13 protein-coding genes and 3 pseudogenes are annotated in these 19,486 nt (G+C 69.4%); 7 read left to right on the forward strand and 9 right to left on the reverse strand.

The genetic code is table 11. From position 1 onward, the window contains the following. Positions 1-37: 37 nt before the first annotated feature. Positions 38-1,644 (reverse strand): annotated as a pseudogene (locus tag EAO77_RS41395) (ISL3 family transposase). A 633-nt stretch (positions 1,645-2,277) separates the two neighbouring features. Here EAO77_RS41395 and EAO77_RS41400 point away from each other — a divergent pair. The 5 genes and pseudogenes from EAO77_RS41400 to EAO77_RS20880 form a co-directional block, all read left to right on the forward strand. Then, positions 2,278-2,490, forward strand: a pseudogene (locus EAO77_RS41400) (GntR family transcriptional regulator); the annotation flags it as partial. A 123-nt stretch (positions 2,491-2,613) separates the two neighbouring features. Next, positions 2,614-4,857, forward strand: a complete 2,244-nt coding sequence (tap, locus tag EAO77_RS20865) for a telomere-associated protein Tap (protein ID WP_261994064.1) — start codon at positions 2,614-2,616, stop codon at positions 4,855-4,857. Between the two features lie 12 nt (positions 4,858-4,869). Beyond that, positions 4,870-5,430, forward strand: coding sequence for a telomere-protecting terminal protein Tpg (tpg, locus tag EAO77_RS20870; RefSeq protein WP_147989815.1), 561 nt, complete (start codon positions 4,870-4,872; stop codon positions 5,428-5,430). Positions 5,431-5,701: 271 nt separating this feature from the next. Continuing rightward, positions 5,702-6,208 (forward strand): hypothetical protein, encoded by a 507-nt coding sequence (locus EAO77_RS20875; protein WP_261994065.1) that lies wholly within the window; start codon positions 5,702-5,704, stop codon positions 6,206-6,208. A 226-nt stretch (positions 6,209-6,434) separates the two neighbouring features. Then, complete coding sequence (locus EAO77_RS20880; protein ID WP_147989816.1) at positions 6,435-6,662, forward strand: hypothetical protein; 228 nt, start codon at positions 6,435-6,437, stop codon at positions 6,660-6,662. Between the two features lie 953 nt (positions 6,663-7,615). Here EAO77_RS20880 and EAO77_RS20885 read toward each other — a convergent pair. From EAO77_RS20885 to EAO77_RS39490, 3 genes are all read right to left on the reverse strand, one after another. Further along, positions 7,616-7,858 carry a hypothetical protein gene (locus tag EAO77_RS20885; RefSeq protein WP_147989817.1) on the reverse strand — a complete coding sequence of 81 codons (243 nt, stop codon included), beginning with the start codon at positions 7,856-7,858 and terminating at the stop codon, positions 7,616-7,618. A 92-nt stretch (positions 7,859-7,950) separates the two neighbouring features. Beyond that, complete coding sequence (locus EAO77_RS20890) at positions 7,951-9,288, reverse strand: hypothetical protein (RefSeq protein ID WP_147989818.1); 1,338 nt, start codon at positions 9,286-9,288, stop codon at positions 7,951-7,953. Positions 9,289-9,294: 6 nt separating this feature from the next. Next, positions 9,295-9,750 carry a hypothetical protein gene (locus tag EAO77_RS39490; protein WP_222723686.1) on the reverse strand — a complete coding sequence of 152 codons (456 nt, stop codon included), beginning with the start codon at positions 9,748-9,750 and terminating at the stop codon, positions 9,295-9,297. 265 nt (positions 9,751-10,015) lie between these two features. On the opposite strand from EAO77_RS39490, the pseudogene EAO77_RS39495 reads away from it, so the two are divergent. Beyond that, positions 10,016-10,198 (forward strand): annotated as a pseudogene (locus tag EAO77_RS39495) (DUF6009 family protein); the annotation flags it as partial. A gap of 193 nt (positions 10,199-10,391) precedes the next feature. Here the strand turns inward: EAO77_RS39495 and EAO77_RS20905 are convergent. The 5 genes from EAO77_RS20905 to EAO77_RS20925 form a co-directional block, all read right to left on the reverse strand. Continuing rightward, a complete protein-coding gene (locus EAO77_RS20905) occupies positions 10,392-11,135 on the reverse strand; it encodes an ABC transporter ATP-binding protein (RefSeq protein WP_147989819.1) in 744 nt (247 codons plus the stop codon). 16 nt (positions 11,136-11,151) lie between these two features. Beyond that, a complete protein-coding gene (locus EAO77_RS20910) occupies positions 11,152-11,742 on the reverse strand; it encodes a hypothetical protein (RefSeq protein ID WP_147989820.1) in 591 nt (196 codons plus the stop codon). After that, entirely contained in the window at positions 11,739-13,154 is a 1,416-nt protein-coding gene (locus EAO77_RS20915) for a hypothetical protein (protein WP_147989821.1), read from the reverse strand. Before EAO77_RS20915 ends, EAO77_RS20910 begins: the two co-directional genes overlap by 4 nt. Positions 13,155-13,232: 78 nt before the next feature. After that, positions 13,233-13,772, reverse strand: a complete 540-nt coding sequence (locus tag EAO77_RS20920) for a hypothetical protein (RefSeq protein ID WP_147989822.1) — start codon at positions 13,770-13,772, stop codon at positions 13,233-13,235. Between the two features lie 445 nt (positions 13,773-14,217). Further along, the gene (locus EAO77_RS20925) at positions 14,218-17,607 is read right to left on the reverse strand and encodes an FG-GAP-like repeat-containing protein (protein WP_187283337.1); all 3,390 of its coding nucleotides are present in this window, start codon (positions 17,605-17,607) and stop codon (positions 14,218-14,220) included. 1,047 nt (positions 17,608-18,654) lie between these two features. Between EAO77_RS20925 and EAO77_RS20930 the strand changes: the two genes are divergently transcribed. Then, positions 18,655-19,472, forward strand: a protein-coding gene (locus EAO77_RS20930; protein WP_147989824.1) for an IS5 family transposase whose coding sequence is annotated in 2 segments (ribosomal slippage) — positions 18,655-18,997 and positions 18,997-19,472 — 819 coding nt in all. Because the reading frame shifts where the segments join, the coding sequence is not laid out codon by codon here. The last annotated feature ends 14 nt before the right edge of the window (positions 19,473-19,486 follow it).

Here is a 19,486-nt window from a genome sequence, read left to right on the forward strand (position 1 = left end):
CTCGTGTCGCCCGCAATCTATCGCACGGCACCAGAGCTCATCCTGCGAGCAGGACTCGCTTCCTCAGCAGCTGGAAGCCGGCCCGGCCGAACATCTGACGCTTGAGCATCTTGATCCGGTTGACATGCCCTTCGACGACGCCCGAGTTCCAGGGCAAGGTCAAGCCGGCGATGACGGCGTCGCGGTCGCGGTCGATGCCCGCGGCGAGGGTGTGGAGGCTAGGCAGGTCGTCCTGCCGGACGGCGTCGAGCCAGTCGGGCAGGCGCTCGCCCTGGCGTTCGGTGAGCATGGTCGCGAAGGAGCGGACGTGCCCGGTGAGGGCGTCGAGTTCGGAGCAGTGCGTCCGAACGGCCTTGAGCTGGAGTTGCTCGGTCTCGGTGAGGGTGTCCGGACGGCGGAGATCCATTTGGCGACGGTCCGGGGCGAGGGCGGCCGGGCGGTCACCGGCTGCGGTGAGGTGCGCTTGTCGTGCAGGTAGGCGCGAACGCGCTGGTAGCTGCCCTTGTAGCCGAGTGGCACGATCTCCTCCCACAGCTTCCAGGCGTTGGTGCAGCCCCCGCTCCAGCGGTCGTCCAGATAGGGCTTGTAGTCGTGGAGGACGGAGGGCCGGTTCTGCCACTGACCGGTGAACAGTTCCTCCGGCGTCGCGGCGTCGGCGAACTGCTTGACGGTGCGGTAGGTCATCCCGAGCTGCCGCTGGACCGAGCGCCGGCTGTGTCCCGCCGTCAGCAGTGCGTGGACGGCGGCATGCCGGGCTCGGGTCCGGTCGGCGAATCCGTGCCCGCGCGGCCAGGGAGAACCGGACGAGTCCGCGGCCGGAACAGCCTTGGGTTCGGGTCCGGGTTCGGGGACCGTGGGGACCAGAGCGCGGAGGCAGCGACGGTGCTGGGCGACGCTCCGCTCGGTGGCCTCGCTGACGTTGTGCCAGAGGTGCCACCGGTCTGCGACCTGGACGGCCTGCGGTGCACCGGCGGTGGCGCCTTCGGCGAAGAACGGCGCGCGGTCCCGGCAGACGACCTCGACGCCAGGTCGCTGGGCGAGCCAGGCCGCCAGGCTCGATGCCTCCCGGTCGGGCAGCAGGTCGACAGGGCGGCGGGTTTCGACGTCGACGAGAACGGTGCCGTAGTGGCGGCCCTTGCGGGTGGCGTACTCGTCAACGCCGACCACACGCGGGGCGGGCACTTCCGGCTCGGGAAGGGCGTCGACCAGGCGCAGGACGGTGCTCCGGCTGACGCAGACCCCGAGCGCGGAGCTCAGGCGGGCGCCGGCACGGCCCGCCAGGGCGAGACCGACCGCGGCCAGCGTCGCGCGCAGCCGCTCGGTCCGCTGACCGTGCCGACGGGTCAGGCCGGGGATCTGCTCGACGAAGGTGCGGCGGGTGCACCCCGAGTTCCCGCAGGCGAACCGGCGGACCCTCAGCTGAAGAACAACGCTTCGTCCGGCGCTGGGCAAATCAGCGGGAAACCGCAGGTAGGAACCATGAACCCGGTTCGACCAGACCCCACACGCCGGGCAAGCGGCACCGTTCGCAGCGCATTCCGCGTCGACCCGCACTATCGCGATGCTCACGTCCACCGACAGCACCGCAACGTCCGCGATCGACGGGAACAAGAGCTCCTTCAACCGGAGCACGATCTCTTCCACGGCCCCGAACTGTCATCCCAAACTCCTTGACCACGGCTCATTTTCGGACGACTTCACCTACTGCCCGGAGAAGCTCAGCCGTCACTCAGCGTGGCCGCGTCACAGAAGTTGAGCCAGAACCGCTACCCGTGAACAAAGCCAGACGGCTGGTACTCGTATCCTCTGATCGGCGAGCACTGCGAGGTCGAGGTTCGGCTTGCCCGCACGGTCGGCGGCGATGGGGTCAGGCTGGCCGAGGATGGGGCTCTGACGCCCGAACTGGAAGTCCGAGCGGACACCTTGATGGCCGCTTTTGCAACTGGCTGACCAAGGTCAACTTGATGCATGAAGTGCCTCATTCCTTGAGGAATGAGAGGTGTTTGGTCTTCTCCCGGAGCCTGTGCCTGGTGTCCGTCACCGTCGCCGTCGTCATTGAGACGTGCGCGCTCCTCGGATGGAACCGAGGCCAGCCCCCGTCCGAGCTTCGTGTCTGAAGTTGGGTGCTGGGTGTGCAGTTGTGTGTGTGCCCTGCGTCGACGGATCGTTCGATGACGTCCGTTGGCCTGTGTCCTTTCTACTGGTGTGCCAGGTGAGTGGTGGGCGGGATGGGGCTGGCTGCCGGAACTTCGTGTCTGAAGTTGCTAGGGTGTGGCTATGTCACAGCCTTCTGGGGGGCACGAGCCTCCACCGATTCGGCGGATCGTCGACGACTTGCGCCGGCGTATTGCCGCGGACGAGTTCCGGCCGGGCAGCAAGCTGCCGAGCACGCGGGAGCTCGCTGCTGCTTACGGGGTGGATCCCAAGACCGTCTACCGGTCGATCGCGCTGCTGAAGGAGGCTGGGCAGGTGGTCAGTCGACAGGGGGCGGGGGTGTATGTGTGCGGCCCGCAGACGCAGGACGCCTCGGAGCAGGAGCGGGTGCCTGTTGCGGTGGCGCAGCGACCCACGGCCGGAGCAGGTGGGGAAGGGGCGAGCCGTCGCAGGGGCGATGTGGCGAGTGAGCTGTTCGATGCGGTGGACGCGCTGATCGCGTCCCAGGTCCCGCTGCCGGCCCTCGAGGAACGCACGCGCCTGCGCCAGGCTCACGGCCTGACCCTGGACCAGGTGGCGGTCGCGCTGAAGGTGCAGCGAGCCACGGTCTCCGGATGGGAGGCGGGGAGGATCGAGCCTGTGCCGCCGGAGCGTGAGGCTTACGCCCGGTTGTTGGAGAAGCTGGCGGAGCTGTACCCCGCCCCTGCCCCCGCCTCCGCTCCCGCTCCCGCTCCTGCACCCGACCCGGCTCCTGCGCCCGGGACGGCGGGCGAAGCGGTTGTCGGGCGGGCTGTCGTGCCCGCTTCGGGGCGGGTCGTTCCTGCGGCGGAGCGGCGTGAGGGCAATGCCGGGTTTGCGGAGCGGGCCGTGGCGCCCCGGCCCGCTCGCACCGATCGCACTGCTCCATCCACCCCGGCTTCCCGTCGGCCCGCGGCACGGAAGCCGGCTGCGGCCGGTGCCCCGTCGGGCGCAGCGGATCCGCGGTTCGAGAACGGGCCGCTCGCCGTAATCGACGTCGACGCGGACGGGCAGGTGCTGGCGTACTGCACGGGCGGCCTGGTCCTGGACGTGCCTGCCGGGTCCCTGCCGTCGCTGGTGGAGTGGACCCTTGCCGAGGCCCGCCTCGGCGCGCCGCGGCTGGCCGGCCCTGGCAAGGATGCCGACCCGCTGCTCGTGCTCACCGCGCCCGCGCTGGAGCACTACGGCCTGCCCGTGACGCTCGGCGAGGAGGAGCGGATCGCCGGCCGGATCCCGGAGAGCCACCAGGCCGTCAAGCAGCTGGCGCGTGCCGAGTGGCAGTTGACGAAGCGCGGGTTCGGGCCGTGGGCGCGGATCTATCGCCCGGCGACCGGCTCGGAGCGGGCGTGCGTGCAGTTGTGCATCCCGTCGTGGAACGCGCTGGATGCCCGGCACTGGGGGAGCGCGGCCGCTCTGCCGCCCGCGGACCTCGCCCGTGTGCTGGGCACTTACGCGGCCCGGGTGTTGACCCCGCGCGGTTCCACCGCGGTGACCGGGCTGGAGTTGATGACCGCGCTGCACCCGCCGACCCGCGCCTCGCAGCCCGACGCCGACGGCCGCCGGCACTCCCAGCACAACCCGGGCAGCCTGGGCACCGACCCGGTGGACTGCGCCCCGTGCGAGGCCCCGGACGGGCACCCGCTCCTGGCGGACCTGCCCCGCTTCCATGTCCGCGGCCCCGCCGAGAAGCTGGACGAGGAGGCCTACGACTGGGCACGGCCGCTCACCGACGAGGAATGCATGCGCACCCACCTGGTCGGCATCGACGTCAACATGGCCTTCGCCGCCGGCGCCAACGGTCTCAATGTCGGCCTGGGCGCGCCCGTGCACGTCACGAACCCGGTGTTCGACCCGAAGCTGCCCGGCAGCTGGCTGGTCGACCTCAGCCATGTGGACCTGTCCCGGGTGAAGATCGGCAAGGAGTGGACGGGGCTGGACGGCAGTCTGCTGCCGTCGCCGTTCACGCCGAGGGGCGAGTCCCCGACCGGCCCGGCCTGGTATGCCACGCCTACCGTCGCCTACGCGGTGGAGCTCGGCTACCACGTCGCCCCCGGCGAGGCCTACGTCAGGCCGGAGTCCGGCCGTTATCTGGACGGCTGGTACGCCCGGCTGCGCGACGCCTACCTCGCCACCATGGCCGACCTCGGCGTCACCCCGGACCTGGCCCCGGCCGACTTCCTCACCGCGATGCAGGGGCACAAGACCCGCGACCCCGATCTCGCGATCGTCGTCTCCGCCGTCAAGGCCACCGTCAAGGGCGGCCTGGGCAAGCTCCGCGAACGCCCCCGCGGCGAGGCATGGCGCCCCGGACAGCCGTGGCGCGCCCTGTCCCGTCCGACGTGGCGGCCGGACATCCGAGCAGCAGTGATCGCCCGCACCCGCATCAACCTCCACCGCAAGATCGTCAAGCATGCTGCCGCGACCGGCCGGTACCCGGTCGCGATCCTCTCCGACTGCGTCGTCTACGCAGCCGACGGACCCAGCCCGCTGGACGTCGTCCCCTACCGGGACGGCAAGCCGCTGCTCGGCGGCTTCAAGCTCGGCGTGAACCCGGGCCTGGTCAAGCACGAAGGCACGCAGGAGGTCCTGTGGGGCGAGGGCCTGCGCGAGCAGCACCAGGCCCCGGAGCTGAACCTGGCCCGCTACATCAAGTCCGGCGACGTCCGTGACGACAGCGGCCGGTAGAAGGAAGCCACCATGAGCACCGACTTCGCCACCGGCCTCGACGCTGCCGTACAGCGCGCCTTCACCCGCCCCGCACCCAGAACACCCGGCGCACAGATGCGCTACCTCGTACGCCAGATGAAAGGCACACGAGCCGTCGCGCAACTGCTGCGGATCTCCCAGCGCACCGTCGAACGCTACGTCAAAAACGAGATCAGGAAACCACGTCCCGACCTCGCCGCCCGCCTGGAACGCGAGGTCAAAACGCGCTGGCAGCCACGCATCCGCGCCCAGGCACGCGCCAGAGCCGCAGCCACCGACGGAATCATGATCAGCGTCCAGGCCCGCCTCGGATACACCGGCGCCCCAGGCACCACAGACGACGGACGTATCCGCCACCTCACCGTCGCGCTCCCCCCACAGCACGCAGCCCGCCTCTTCGACGCCCAGCAACAAGGAGCCGGCGACGACCAGCTGCGCCGGCTCACCGCCCAGGCCCTGCAAGAGGTCTACTTCCAGGACGACGGCAGACGCGCCGGAACGCTCCAGGAAGTGCAGCTGACGGACGTGATCGACCTGGAATTCGAGCTGTAGGCGCCGCACCGAGAAGCGGCCGGGCCCCGATGCCGTCTGAGCGGGTGCCGGCACCGGCCGTCGCGGGCGGGTGGAGCACTGGCCCCGCGGCACGCGGTGGTGGCGCGGGGAGTGCTGGCTGGCCACCACGACGCCACGGGGAACGGAGACAGCGGCAACGACCGTGGCGGACGACAGGACGGGTGAGCAGCTCGCCGAGAGCCCGCTGAACAGCACCTTCGATGAAATCCGGTCGACCTGGCCGTGCCGTGAAGGGAATCATGGATGAGTGATGCCGACCGAAGCAGCAGCAATCGCTCTCCAGGACCATGCCGCTCTCTGGAGCATGGGGGAAATCCGCGCGAGCGACGTGGTGAACGCTGCCTGTGATGCGCTCGTCGCCGGACTCGACACCCCCGGCCTTCGGATTCTCGCCGCCTGCACGCGCGCCGAGGCGGACTACGACGTCCACGACCTGCTTCCCGAAGCACTCGACGAACTCGGCCTCGCCTTCTATCCGGTCGGCAGCGAGGCCGGTCAGGAGGCCGTCGCCCGAGCCCTCGCACGCCGCATGCTCATGGGAGAGCTCACACCTCGGGAGTTCACCTTCCGGATTCACCAGCGCCACGGACACGGGCTGCCCCTGACCGAGCGCCTCGCTGAACTCGACGACGAGTACGACATCCTCGAATACGGCGACAGGACCGTGGACCAGGTGGATGCCGAGGTCACCGCCGAAGCCCGCCGCCTCGCAGCCCACCCCACGGTTCGCGCCGAACCCACGGATTCGCGCAGCTGATGCACACGGACCGACCCGCGAGTTCCCGCTGAACACACTTCGGTTTTCCTGAAACCGCGGGCCTCTCCGGCCTCGGGACTGGTAGGCCCACATGGTGAGGTGTTGCGCGTTCCTGCTTGGACGGCTCTCGTTGGTCACTCTGGGTGGCGAGGCCAGTGTTATTGGTCTGTTCTCGGACGGATAGGCTCACCGTGGTGTGTTCGAGCCACGTCTGGAGGGGTCACCGGTGGACATTGCCGCGATCATGGAAGCGTTGGCCGAGCAGGGCATAACCGTGCTGTTCAAGGCTGATGCTGAGCGGATGGCAGAGAGGCGGAAGCCCTGGACGTTCGTGGCCAGTGGCGCTCCGTTGCGTGATGACATTCTCGTGCGTACCGACGCTGCGTCGGTGGAACAGTGCCTCGAAGCCTGCCTGCCCCGCCTGCGCGAATTGGGCTTCACTTTTCCCGAGTGACGAGGCATGCCGGCTGGAGCGGCGCGACGACTCACCGTGTGTGGGGTCACCGGGGGCGTATCGGCCCCAGGTTCCGCCGGCCTCGGTGACCAGGCGGGTGGCGGTCTTGTTGTGACAGCCGAGTGCTTTCGCGATGACGGGGGCCTGGGCTTGGCGGACGAGCTGACGGATCGCGGAGGTCCTGCCGCGCTGCGGAGGGACGCGGATCTCACGCAGGTGGACTTGCAGGCTGACCGGGTTCATCGTCTGTCCGGGCTGACGGCCGGGAAAGGACCGCTGTGAGCTGCATGAGGACCGGCCGGATGCCCCGCCTCACACTGCCGCCCGCGGTCATCACCCAGCACCTGGAACCGCTGCACCAGCACCGCCGGCTCGCGATCCTCCGCCGGGTTCTCGATGACGTCTCCTTGCCCCCGGCGGGCCCGCGTTGCCGCCGCCCTCGTCCTCACCAGCGCAGGAATGACCGGGACGGACGGCGGGTGGCCGGACTTTCGGTGTGCCGTGCATCGATGTCGGCCTGCTGACACTGCCCGATTGTGCGCCCCCGGTCGGCGAGCCGTGCGAGGAAGGCGCCGGCCTGGGTGACTTCCTGCTTGGTGTGGTTGGTCTGGGAGCGTCCCAAGGGGTGCCTTCTCGGCCTTTGCCCGCAGGCGCCTCAACTGGTGCCAGATGGCGAAGTGCCGGAGAAGCTGGTGGTGTTCGGGTTCCTCGATGCTGGCGAGGCGTTCGGTCAGCCAGCGCTTGTAGAGCAGGAGCTGCCGGTCGACTCGCGGGAGGACGCCGCTGTCCATCAGCAGGTCACGCAGGTGGGTAACGGTTCGCCAGGGGGTTTCCTGGTGCAGCCCGTCGTGGGTGAGCGGAATGCTGCCGGTGGCCAGGCCCCGCAGGAGACGGACGACGTTGGGGTTGCGGAGCCAGATCAGGCGGCTCTCGGGCAGGTCCACGTCGTGTGGTTAACCTGCCGGTGCAAACACCGTCAGGCGCAGCACCGCGGTGAGGGCGATCAGTGCGGGCACGATGAACCACCAGCGGCGCAGCCAGCCTGCCTTGACGAAGAGAAGCGTCAGGATGCCGGTGACCGTGGTGACGCCCGCCCCCAGGCCGGCCGCGACGCCGGAGTGCGTGGTGGTCTCCGCGGTGCCGGGCTCGACCATGTAGGCGAGCAGGATCAGATACGCGGAGGCGAGGTGTCCCACGCTGATCAGAACCCCGCACGTGATGGTTCCGATGCGGCCTGCGCCGCGGCGTTCGGCAGGATGCCCAGGGGTGGTGCTTGCTTGTGTGGCAATCACCGCAAGGACTCCTTCGCATCGTCCAGGTGCTGATCGAATTGGCGGCCGTAGCGCTGGGCGTCGGCGCTCTCGTAGTACGGGCCGCCGTTGTAGCGGGCGGCGAGTTCCTGCATCTGCTCGCGTGTCATCTTCTCCGGCGGGACGTCGGCGAAGCCGCTCTCCGCCTTGAGCTGCGCCAGGTACTCGGAGGCGATGAAGATGTTGGTCGCGGGGTCCTTGACGGCGTCCACGACGACAGCGCGTTGCGTGTCCGTCAGCGTTTCCGGGTCGTAGCCGAGGACTTCGGCGGCGCGACGGATCTGGATGGCCATGGGCCCCATGGAGGTCCGGTCCGGGTCTTCGCTGCCGGGGAGGATCTTGCGGCCTTCGAAGGCCGCGTCGTCCAGCAGGCCGGGGTCACCTGCCACTTCCTTCCAGGCTATGCCTGCCACCATTTCCGGGGGGAGTCCGGAATCCGCCGCTGCGGCCTTGAGGAGTTCCTTGTTGGCCGCGATGTACTCGCGACGGTCCTCGTCCGACGTGGACAGCCACCAGTAGTTGTTGCCCACGCCGTCCGGCAGACTGTTCACCCGCGTCTGGATGCGGAACAGCGCCTCCGACATGTACACGTGCTCACCCACGGTGGGGATCGAGTCGATCTTGGGGCCTGCTCCCGGCAACTGGGTCCCGGGGGTGCCCCTGGCTTCCAGAGCCTCCGTCTGGAGTGGCCCGAGGCCCTTCAGGAACGCCGTCATGTCGGGCACCGTGCCCTTGAACTCGGGTATCGCCTTGTAGGCCGCCTTCAGGTCGGCCACGCACAGTCGGCGGGCGGCGGACTCCACTCGCAGTGCATCTCCGTAGTGGTCCTTGGTCTGGTTGTAGAGACGTTCGGCGTCCTCACGGATCGCGTCCACGTCTACGGTCGCCTCGGCGAGCCAGTCCATGACGCCTGTACTGGCGCGCAGGTCTTCCCACTGACGCAGGGGTTCCGCCGCCCGTGCGGTGGGGGTGATGGCCGACGCTTCCCTGGCCATGACCTCGGAGAGCTTGCTCTCGGAAGCCCAGCCGTTCCGGTAGTGAGTCTTCGCGGTCGCGACGGCGTCAGCGTACGTGGCGAGCGCTGCCGCGGCCTTCCGGAACGCGTCCGATAGACCATCGGCCAGCGAGCGGCTTTCCTGGAGCCGCTTGGCATACCGATCGCGCGCCGAGCTCACCCACGCGATCCGCCCCGCCTTGCGGAAGGCGTCGTCGGTGGATTCGAGGAGCGTGTGCAGTCGCCGGAACTCGGCGGCGTTCCGGTCGATCAGTGCCGGATTCGCTTCTTCGAGGAAGGCGACGTCCGCGTGATAGGCCATCGCCGGTCACCTGCTTTCGGGCGGGACGAAGGTGCCGCAGTCGAGGATCGAATCCATGCGGCCCTGCACGCCCTTGTCCACGGTGACGTAACTGCTGCCCGCTGCCTGCAGCTTGGTGGCGAGGGACGCCAGGAGAGCGACCATGTCGTCGTACTGGTCCTGTGCGAAACGGGCGAGCGTGTCGACCTGCGCGGCCACTTCGTCGTGGGCGCGGGGAACCCGGGCTTGAGTGGCATTCTCGCCGTCCATGCGGCCCTTGTAGAGGAGACCGGCGATCTCCATGAGGAGGTGCGAGCTGCCGTTGATCGACGACTTACTGACGGAGTATCCGCCCCCTGCACCACCCGCCCCACGGGAACCTGTGTCCGTGACCGGCACCCCGTTGAGTTGCATCTGCGCGGCATCCCGACGCCGCGCGAGCGCGGCCTCCTTGAGGCTCGCCCACTCCTCATCGAACGACATCGCTCTCCCCCTGAGCTCGCACATCCGCCGGTCTGACCATCAGTTCATTGACGATCAGGATGTCACAGGTCGACGGTATGGTCCGGCCAGCATTGCGCCAGGAAACATGCACCCCGCCGGAAACCCCGGCGCTGCGCCGTGCGCGGAAGGGAACCTCGCCCCGGATCTCCTGCAGGGACAGTGATCGTGCGAAGACGGATGCGCGTCAGTGCCACGGTCTCCGGCTCGGCGTGCGACGCTTCGGGATCCGGGTCGTCGTGCCGGAGGCTCGCTCCAGCGCCGCATCCTCTTCCTCATCCCGCACGACCGCCCCAACGAACCCGAAGGCCTCTACAAAGAAGGCGCCCCGGGCGAGGCGGTCGATCCGCGGACCCTCGAGCCGCGCCGGGTGGGGGAGAAGACACCGCGCTCGCAGGGGAAACGCAGGAGCGAGCTAGTGGTGTCCTGACGGGTGATGACGGGTGCCGTCGACCGCCGTCGCTGCCGCGGGCATGTGCTGCCCGCTCCTTCACCGGCATGAGCAACTCGGGCTTCGGCCCGCCCAGTATGCGCCACCGGCCAGGTCTGCTCACCTGAACAGCATTCCCGGCTCAGCAGGCCAGGTCCTGACGTCGAACGCATCGGGGCGCTGCGTTGCCGGCCTACGACCACGCCCCGTCTTCGGTCAATGCCGTGTAGGCAGCCTCGGCCCGGCGTGCTGCCGGCGCGGAATCCGGCGCGTGTGCGAGGAACGCGGCTGCGGAGCCGGAGAAAGTGATCGTCCCCCTGGCGAGGGTGGTGACATGGTGCGCTTCCTCCGCGAGGTCGGCCACGTCGTGTGTCGAGAGCAGCACCCGTATGTCCCGGGAGGCCAGCCCGAGGACGAGGTCGCGGAAGACCCGGCGCTGCGTGGGGTCCATGCCGGCGGTGGGCTCGTCGAGGAGCAGGACCTCGGCACCGTGCACCAGCGCGGAGGCGACGCCGACGCGGCGTAGCTGTCCACCGGAGAGCCGCTTCGTCCTGGTGTCGGCGTGTTCCGTCATCCGAACCCGTTCCAGGGCGCCCAGGGAGGCGTCCCAGGCGGCCCGGCGGCTCATTCCCTTCAGCCAGCCGGTGTAGGAGACCTGTTCGCGGGCGGTGAGGCCGGTCATGGCGGTGACCGTCTGCGGCATCCAGGCGACCTTCGTGCGGAACGCCTTGGAGTCTGAGGCCAGCGGCCCGAATCGGACCGTTCCCTGATCGGGCTGGTGCACCCCGGCGGCGAGCTTCAGCGCGGTCGTCTTCCCGGCTCCGTTGGGCCCGAGGAGGATTGTGAAGCCATCGGGGACGGTGTAGCTGAACACGGAGAGGATGCTGCGGGATCGGCGCCCGTACGCGTATGAGACGGCGTCGAGTTCGATGGACACGAGGCTGACGGGCCTTTCAGGCGGTGGGATGGCGGCGGGTGTGACGGAGGGCGGCCAGGCCGCAGAGGAAGACCGCCACGCAGAGGAGGAACGTCGGCAGGTAGCCGGCGGGATGCAGAGTGACTGCCCATGGCCAGGGGCGTCGCACATCGCGATAGCCGACGAAGGCGGCGATGAAGACCCAGGCGACGGGGGCGACCACCGCGGCCTGCGGATGCACAGCGCCCGCCGTCAGCATGAGGCCGGTCAGGAAGAGGGTGTTCCGCGCGGCCTCGAATGCTGTCGGTGAGTCTCCGAGCGCCCCGACGAGCGCGGCGGCCGAGGCCGCGGCGGTGGCGGTGAGGAAGGCCAGTGCGATGTCGTACCGCGGGAGTGGACGCGCTGACAGATCCTCCGCTTCTGGCAGCCGCTGGGCGAGGCTGTGCCCGAGGACACCGGTGACGATCAGCGGCGTGAGATGCATGAGGAAGAGAAGGTTGTCCCCGGGAGTCAGCAGACCCGGGAGGGTCACCGAGTCGCCGTGCGCGAGGGCGGCGAGCAGCACGAAGGCCAGCAGCCCTGGCACGACGACCGTCGTGACGCGGCGCCCCTTGCACCACCAGATCACGAGTCCGCTCCCCGTGGACTTGTGCCCGCAGTGGCGCCGGACGGTTCCGGGGCCAACCGGCAGGCCCTGGCCTGCTCCTGCTCGAACCACGCCGTACGCTGCGCGGCGGTGGGCAGTGCCAGGCCCTCGGCGGCGCGTTCGCGTACCTTCGCCAGAACCTCGGCGCCGTTCGCGAACTGGCCGTACTCGTCGACCCGCCTCTGGAGGTACGGGTCCTGAACGTTCAGGGCATGTGCGGCCCACAGCATCGCGGCGTCGTGGTTGACGATCCAGTGGGGAGAGTGGCCCGGGGCGTTTTGCCCGGGGAACGAGCAGGGGAAGGTCACGGAGCTGAGCAGGACGGACAGGCGGATTCCGGGAAGGCGTCCGCCGGGGCTCGCCGCCTCGGCCTGAGCGGTCAAGGGCAGCCACCAGGTCGAGGGCGTCGAACGCGGCCGGGTGCTGCCGCGTTCGTACAGCAAACCGTCCGTGACGGTTGACGGGACGCGGACACCGATGCCGGCAGTCCGGAGCTCCTGCAGGGAGCTGGTGACCTCTGCCCGCACATCACCGAGTCGCTCGATCGCTCCCCCCGAATCGGCCATGCAGACCCGGGGCGCCGTCCCGACGCAGCGGGCGGGCGCGTGACCCGCGCTGACTGGGCCGTCGACCACGCCCCAGCCCGACGCCGCCCGTGCGCTCAGGACAGCGGTCACGAGAGCCGTCACCATCGCGAGGAGCCGCAGGGGAAGACGCGGAGAGCTCCACCACACCACGGCCGCCAGGGCGATGGCGAGGGCGAAGAGAAGGGGGGCGAGCACCGTGGGGGCCGAGTAGTGCTCCCCGAAGGCGATGCTGGTGCTGAGTTGCCCCGAGACGTGCCGTGGCCAGACCGGATTGCTGTACGTGCTGGTCTTGCTGATCACGTAGTAGGCGGCGACGGCAGCGGCGGGCGCGGAGATCACCCGTGGTGTGAGGTGCCCGAGTACACAGCCGACCGCGGCGTACGCGCACACGATGCCCATCCCCATGAGGAGGGGGGACAGCGCGGGCAACGTCGGCACGAGCCCCGTCTCGACCATGCGCATGGTGACGGGCAGCAGCAGGATCGCCCACCCTGCCCCCAGCACGGGCGCCAGCGTCTGCGCCGCCACGGCCCATCGTGCCCGTCCGGGTGCCAGGTCCCACACGCGGTCCTGCCGCAGTCGCCCGCCCTCCCAGACGGCGAGGCCCAGAGTGATCGCGTAGGAGAAGGCGTAGAAGTAGTTCAGCGCGATGCTCACCTGTTGCGCGCCCCATAGTGGCCCGCCGACCACTTCCTCGTACGGGTCCTCGAGGTGCAGGGCGTAGAAGAAGTAGAAGGCCACGATCCCGCACCAGACGGGGGCGGTCCACAGCGCGGCGGAGGAGCGCAGGAGGGCTCGGAACGTCAACGGGGCACCGATCTTCGCTGGAAGGGTGGGCCGGGAGGCGAAGCCGCTCTCCCGGCCCGGGTACGGCTGGCGCGGTGGTCAGTCTGCCGCAGTGGTGTCGACGTACACCTGGCGCACGGAGACCGTCGTTCGGATCGTGCTCGAACCATTGATCGCCGGGAGCGTGAAGTACCTGTTGTCACCGTCGGCGTAGTAGGCGTTCCACGCGCCGCGGGAGCTGGCGCTGTAGCCGTTGAAGCAGTTGGCGAAGGTCTTGTTGCCCATGTCCTTGTCGAGGTTGAAGGGGATCGCCTGCCACAGCTTCACGCTGACGGACAGTCCGGTTCCCGAGGACACCGTGCAGTCGGTGAACTGGACCTCCGTGTAGTCGTTGTCGGCCCAGTGATGGGACTCGTGGTTCCCCGGCCCCCAGCCAGTGAGAGACCCCGACCAGCTCATCGCGGACACCTGTCCCGGTGCGGGGGTCGAGTACAACTCGAAGAGGCCCTGCTCGTTGGGGCTTGCGACCTGTGCGTCGTCGCTCTCGGGCGACGTGCTTGCGGCGTTGGCGGTGCCGGCGAGAGTCGTCGCCGCAAGTGCGGCGATCAGCACGGCAGTGATGTGCGTGGCACGCGTCATTGATTCCCCCTGATCTGTCTGATGGACAGCGCAATGATGCGTTCGTATCCGACCGCCGCCTGTGGCGGAGGCCACACCTCCGCCACGTCAGGGAACATACGACCGAAAGATTCTCGCGTGGCGAAAAGGTGATCGTCCGGTGACGGGTCGGTGCGGTGTCCGGTGGCGCACTCGGGCAGGGGGCTGTGGCGGCAGCCACGGGAGCTGCAGACCCGGCAGAGCGAAGCCAGGGCGAGAACGATGCGGTGCTGAGGGCTCGCAGCGGGAGGGCAGGCGGATCCGTCCGGTGCTGTGCGACCGGTGCGAGACGCAGGTTCCGGAGCACGGCCGTATCTGATTTCCGCGGCGTCCGGTCGACGAGCCGCCCGGCAGGCACCGGGTGCGAGCACGGCCGCCCGGCAGGGAAATGCCTGCCGGGCGGCCGTGTCGTGAGCGGGGGAGGGGCTCAGAACAGGGAGGCGTACGTCTGCCAGCCTCCGCCGATCTTCACCCGGCCCGCGAAATTGCCCTGGCCGGTGCCCGCGTAGCGCCACAGCACGCCGGCGGTGTCACGGGCGACGAGATCGGACGTGCCGTCGCCGGTGATGTCGCCGGTACCGACGAGGGTGTTGAAGATCTGCCAGCCGGTGCCGAGCTTCACCCGGGCGGCGAAGGTGCCGCTGCCGGTTCCGTCGTAGCGCCACAGGGCGCCTGCCGTGTCACGGGCGACGAGGTCGCCCCTGCCGTCGCCGGTGATGTCGCCGACGCCGACGACGGAGTTGAAGATCTGCCAGCCGCCACCGAGCCTGACCCGGGGCGTGAGCTTGCCGCTGCCGTCGTCCTCGTACCGGTAGAGGTCACCCGCGGGGGTGCGGGCGATCAGGTCCGCGCGGCCGTCGCCGGTGATGTCACCGGGGGAGGTCAGCACGTCGTAGGCACCCCAGCCTCCGCCGAGCACGATGTGCGGCGACGCCGGGGCAACCGCCTGGCCGCAGCCGGGCCGGTAGGAGCGCAGAGTGCCGTCGGTCATGCGGACCAGGACGTCGTTGCACCCGTCGCCGTTCATGTCGCCGAACGGGACCGCCGTCACCTTGGCGGACCAGCCCGACGCGCCGGTGGTACCGGTGAACGTGCCGGGCAGCGCGCCGTGCCGGAAGGCCAGGACGCCGCCGGAGGTGAGCGTCAGCAGGTCACCGGGCCCGTCCGGGCGGCCACCCGTCCCGGTGTGGTCCCGGCGTGCCGCGGTCACGGTGTGCGCCGCGGACTCGGCCGTGCCGCTGGGGCGTCCGGCCTTGCTCGCCGTGACCTCCACGCTGATGTCCGTGCCGAGGAGCGAGGCGGGGACCCGCCAGGTGGCGCTCGTCGCCCCGTCGACGGGCTGGCCGTCTGCCTTCCACCGGTAGGTGTACGCGTCCGGTGCGGGGATCCAGGTGCCGGTGCCGGCCGTGAGGAGCGAGCCGACGTGCGCCGCGCCCTTCACGACGGGTACGGCGGTGTTGAGCACCGGTCCCGGGGTGACGGTGAACGTGCCGCGGCTGTACTGCCGGGAGTTGTGGGTGATGACGCTGAGGGTCCAGGCGCCGGGGGCGGCGCCTGTCAGGTCGAGGACGGCGGTCAGGGTCCGGCGGTCGGCGGACACAGAGGTGGTCGTCGACTCAATCGTCTTGTCGGCGTTCTCGATCCTGACCTTGGTGCCCTCGTGCAGAGCTGTGCCCGTCACCTGGACCGTCACCTTCGAGCCGCCGGTGCCGTTGGTGGGGGTCACCTTCCCGACGCTGATCGTCTCCGCGCCGCAGAGAGTGGTGGAGCAGCGGAGTTCAGCGCGGTAGTCGGTTCGGGGTGCCTTCTCCGGGAGCCCGATGACCAGGATGCTGGGGGCTGAGTCGCCGTATGGGCCCGACTCGGCGACGCGGCAGACGTAGCCGTCTGGGACGAAGTAGCGGCATCCCTCGTACAGGGAGGAGGTGCCGTACAGAGCCGGGACCGCGGTCGTGGTGGCTCCGGACGTGTCGGTGATGTCGATGTCGAACGAGTCGCTGTTCCCCGTGGGCAGTGCCGCACAGGTGGCGGTGTGCTGCTCGTCGAGGGCGCCGTTGAGCGGCCCGTGCCCGTAGCTGACGTTCGGCACCCGCACGCATTCGGGCGCCGGGCCGTCGGAGGTGGCGATCCGCAGGGCATCGAGACGGTAGGAGTCCGCGGACTTCTGCGACGTCGGCACGGTCAGGATGACCTGGTAGGCGGTGGAGCCGGTGACGGCGCACGCCGTGTTGCGGTAGCTGCAGGACCCGACGTCGCCCTGCTCGTCGAACGCCAGGACGCTGATGGTGCCCAGCGGGTCACGGACATTGAGGTGCAGGGCGTCTCCCGCGTCGCTGGTGGTCACCTGGTGGCAGAGCAGGTCGCCGGGGGCGGGCGGGGTGCCACCGGTGGAAGGACCGCCCACTGCGATGGCCGGGGTGGTGGTGCAGCCCTTGGCGGTGCTGGTCACGTCGCGCCGGGTGAGGGTGTAGGAGGCCGGCGTGTCCCGGCCGGTGAACAGCACTGTGTACGCGGAGCCCGCGGTCAGGTCGCAGCTCGTCCAGGCGGAGCGGGCAGGATAGGTCGAGCACTTCTCCCGCCCGTCGGGTCCGTAGACCGCGAACTGCGCGGTGGAGGTACCAGAGACGGTGTTCAGCTGAAGGATCTCCCCGACACTGTGATCGTCCGCCGGGATAGTGAGGCAATGAGTGAAGACGCCATCGCCCGTACTGAGACGGGACGCGGCACTGTCCGCACTGAAGGAGCCTGCAGGAAGTACGGGGCATGAGCTCTCCTGGTCCGCGCGGTACAGGACCAGGCGGTAGGGACCGGTGCCGGGCTCGGTCTCGTCACTGGAAACCAGCACGCGGAACGGGGCGGTGCCCGTCAGTTCGCAGGTACCGGTGGAGTCACTCGAGTAGTCGCACACATGCGTGCCGCCGGCGTCCACCACGACGACGTCCGGGTGCGGTCCCGGGCTACTGAGCGGCTTCAGCACGGCCAGGTGGGCGCCCGCGGGCAACGGCAGGATCAGGCAGTCGATCTCACCTGCGACGGCGAAGGTGGCGTCGACGGTACGGAGTTCCGTCGGCGTACATCCCTGGGCGGAGGCACGGTCGAGGATCAGCACGGCGTCCTTGGTGAGGAGCGTGTAGGTACCGGCGGCGGGCAGCGTGCAGGCCAGCCAGGACTTGCAGACCGTCTTGCCGGATGCGTCGTAAACGGTGAGCCGCGTACGTTCCTCCCACGCCACGCGGTAGATGTCGTAGCGACCCGCGGCAGGAGCATGGAAGACCCGGCAGCCCGTACTTGGTGCGGCGGCCGTCGGCGGCGCGCCCCAGGCGTTCACCGAGGCGGGTGCGCAGCCCGCCGGGTCCGAGAGGCGCCGAATCGTCTGCCGGTAGTCGGCGGGGAAGTCGCCCTCGGCGGACCTGACATGGGTCAGGACGCGGTAGGGCCCGTCGCCGGGGAGGGTACAGCCGAGGCTGCCGTCTTCGTTTCTGGAGGGGCAGATCCGCTCACCGGTGTCGTTCGTGATCCACGTCGTGGCCGAGCCATGGCGGACTGTTTCGGCCTCCGCGAGGATGCGCTCTCCGGGCCGGCCGGTGAAGCGCTGGCATATGAGGGCCAGGGGACTGAGTGCCGTAGCTATGAGCTCCGGCTGGTCGAAGGCGGTGCCGATCTCCGGCTTACAACCTTCCGTGGTCCGCAGCGCGGTGACGCTGACCGTCACTGTTGGGGTATCGGGCCAGCCGATGTTGACGATCTGGAGGGTGAAGTCCCCAGCGCGCGGCAGGTCGCACCAGCCCTCACCCCAATTGGGATGGTGACACTCCACTTCTTCCGCTCCGTCGAAAACACGGGGGTAGATGTCGGGCCCGGACGCCTTTAGCAGGACTCTGTGCATGCCGGGCTGCGCGGCGCTGATGGCGAAGCACGCGGACGTCTCCGGCGGGACCGTCGTACGGCCGACTGCCGTGCCCGGGTCGTTGTACGGGGCGATTGCGAGGGGCTCACACTCTGCCGACGCCGGTGCGTCGGCCGGCGTCTGCTCATTGTCGCTGGTGCCCGCGTTCCTTGCGGCGCCTGGTGACGCTGCCGCTGAGGCGGCGGGCTCGGAGACAGCGCGCAAGGCTGGTGCGGGTGGCGGTGGGGCAGCCGCCGTGACGGTGGCGTCAGGGCCGGCCCAGGCTGCTCCGGACGGGACGAGTGTGGACAGCAGCACGGCCAGCGCAAGCGTCGTTGCAAGGCGCGGCGCGCGTCTTTCGCGCATGCGGAATCGGTTGAGCATGCCGTTCCCCCCCCAGGACCGGTCGGATGAATGTGTGGCGGCCTCGTATCCGCTCGATGCGAGAACCACCAGCAGACCGGGCCGAGAGCGCGATGATCGCACACCCGTGCCATGGCGAGAAGACAGGGTGTGGGGCGAGGCGCAGGGCGTAAAGCAGGACGCGTCCCCTTCCCTTGGAGTCTCCTCAGCGCGGCTGCCCGAAGGCATGCCACCTCGCTAAGAGAGCAGGTGCATGCCTTCGCGTGTGTAGGGCAGGCCTCCGGTGGTCGGTTGGGCAAGCCCTGCGCGGCGTTGGGCAAGCCTCTAGCAACCGGTCGGCGTGCGTCTGGGCAAGCCTGCGAGGTAGCGGGCACCTCCTCTCAGGCGGTCTGCGAGGCGGCGGGAGGGTGGATCGGTCACGCTAGGCGGGGTCGATGGGCGGCTCGGGGTATGGCCTCGTTCCAGAGTGCGACTTAACAGCAACGGCTGGCTCGGCGGCAGCGCCTGGTATCGGCACGTTGAGCCGGAGCGCTGACTGGCGCGGCTCGCGCTGTTCACAGCCCTTCGAGGGTCTTAGACCGTGTCCTACGTGGTGAGGCGATCGTTGGTCCGCTTATGGGGCGGGGTACGTGGAGTTGGATTGTTCCGGACGGGCTGTGGGACATCGCGAAGCCGTTGATCCCTCCGTCGAGGGTGCGGTCGCAGGGCGGTGGGACTCGGGACACGCCTGATGAGACGGTGTTCGCCGCGATCGTCTACGTGCTGGTCAGCGGTTGTGCCTGGCGGGCGTTGCCGCCGTGCTTCGGGATGTCGAAGTCAACTGCTCATCGACGGTTCATGATCTGGTCGAGGGCCGGCGTGTGGGGCCGGCTTCACGAGGCGGTCCTCGACCGGATCGATGAGTGCGGCCTCCTCGACCTGTCCCGGACGGTGCTCGACTCCGCGCACGTGCGGGCCAAAAGGGGGGCGAACTCACAGGTCCGAGCCCCGTGGACCGGGGCAAGGCGGGTTCCAAGATGCACGTCCTGTCGGACGCGAACGGGCTGCCCCTGGTCGTCGGCGTCTCCGCGGCCAACACCCACGTCAGCCAAGCGCTGAAGTCCATGGTTGCTGGCCTCCAATCGAGACACGATCCCCATCGCGGCTGGCACTACAAGGCCCGCAAGCTCCACGCGGACAAGGCCTACGACGTACCTGAGCTGCGGAAATGGTTACGTGGCAAGCGGATCGGAGTCCGTATCGCACGTAAGGGCATCGAGTCATCGGAACGGCTCGGAAGGCGCCGGTGGGTGATCGAGCGGACCATGTCATGGCTCACGGGCTACCGCCGCCTCAACCACCGCTACGAACGCCATCCCCGCAACTACCTGGCATTTCTCGGCCTCGCCGCCGCCATCTGCTGCTACAAGCGACTCGTCCGCCTCACCACGTAGGACACGGTCTAAGA

Source organism: Streptomyces sp. T39 (assembly GCF_008042045.1).
GTDB lineage: Bacteria > Actinomycetota > Actinomycetes > Streptomycetales > Streptomycetaceae > Streptomyces.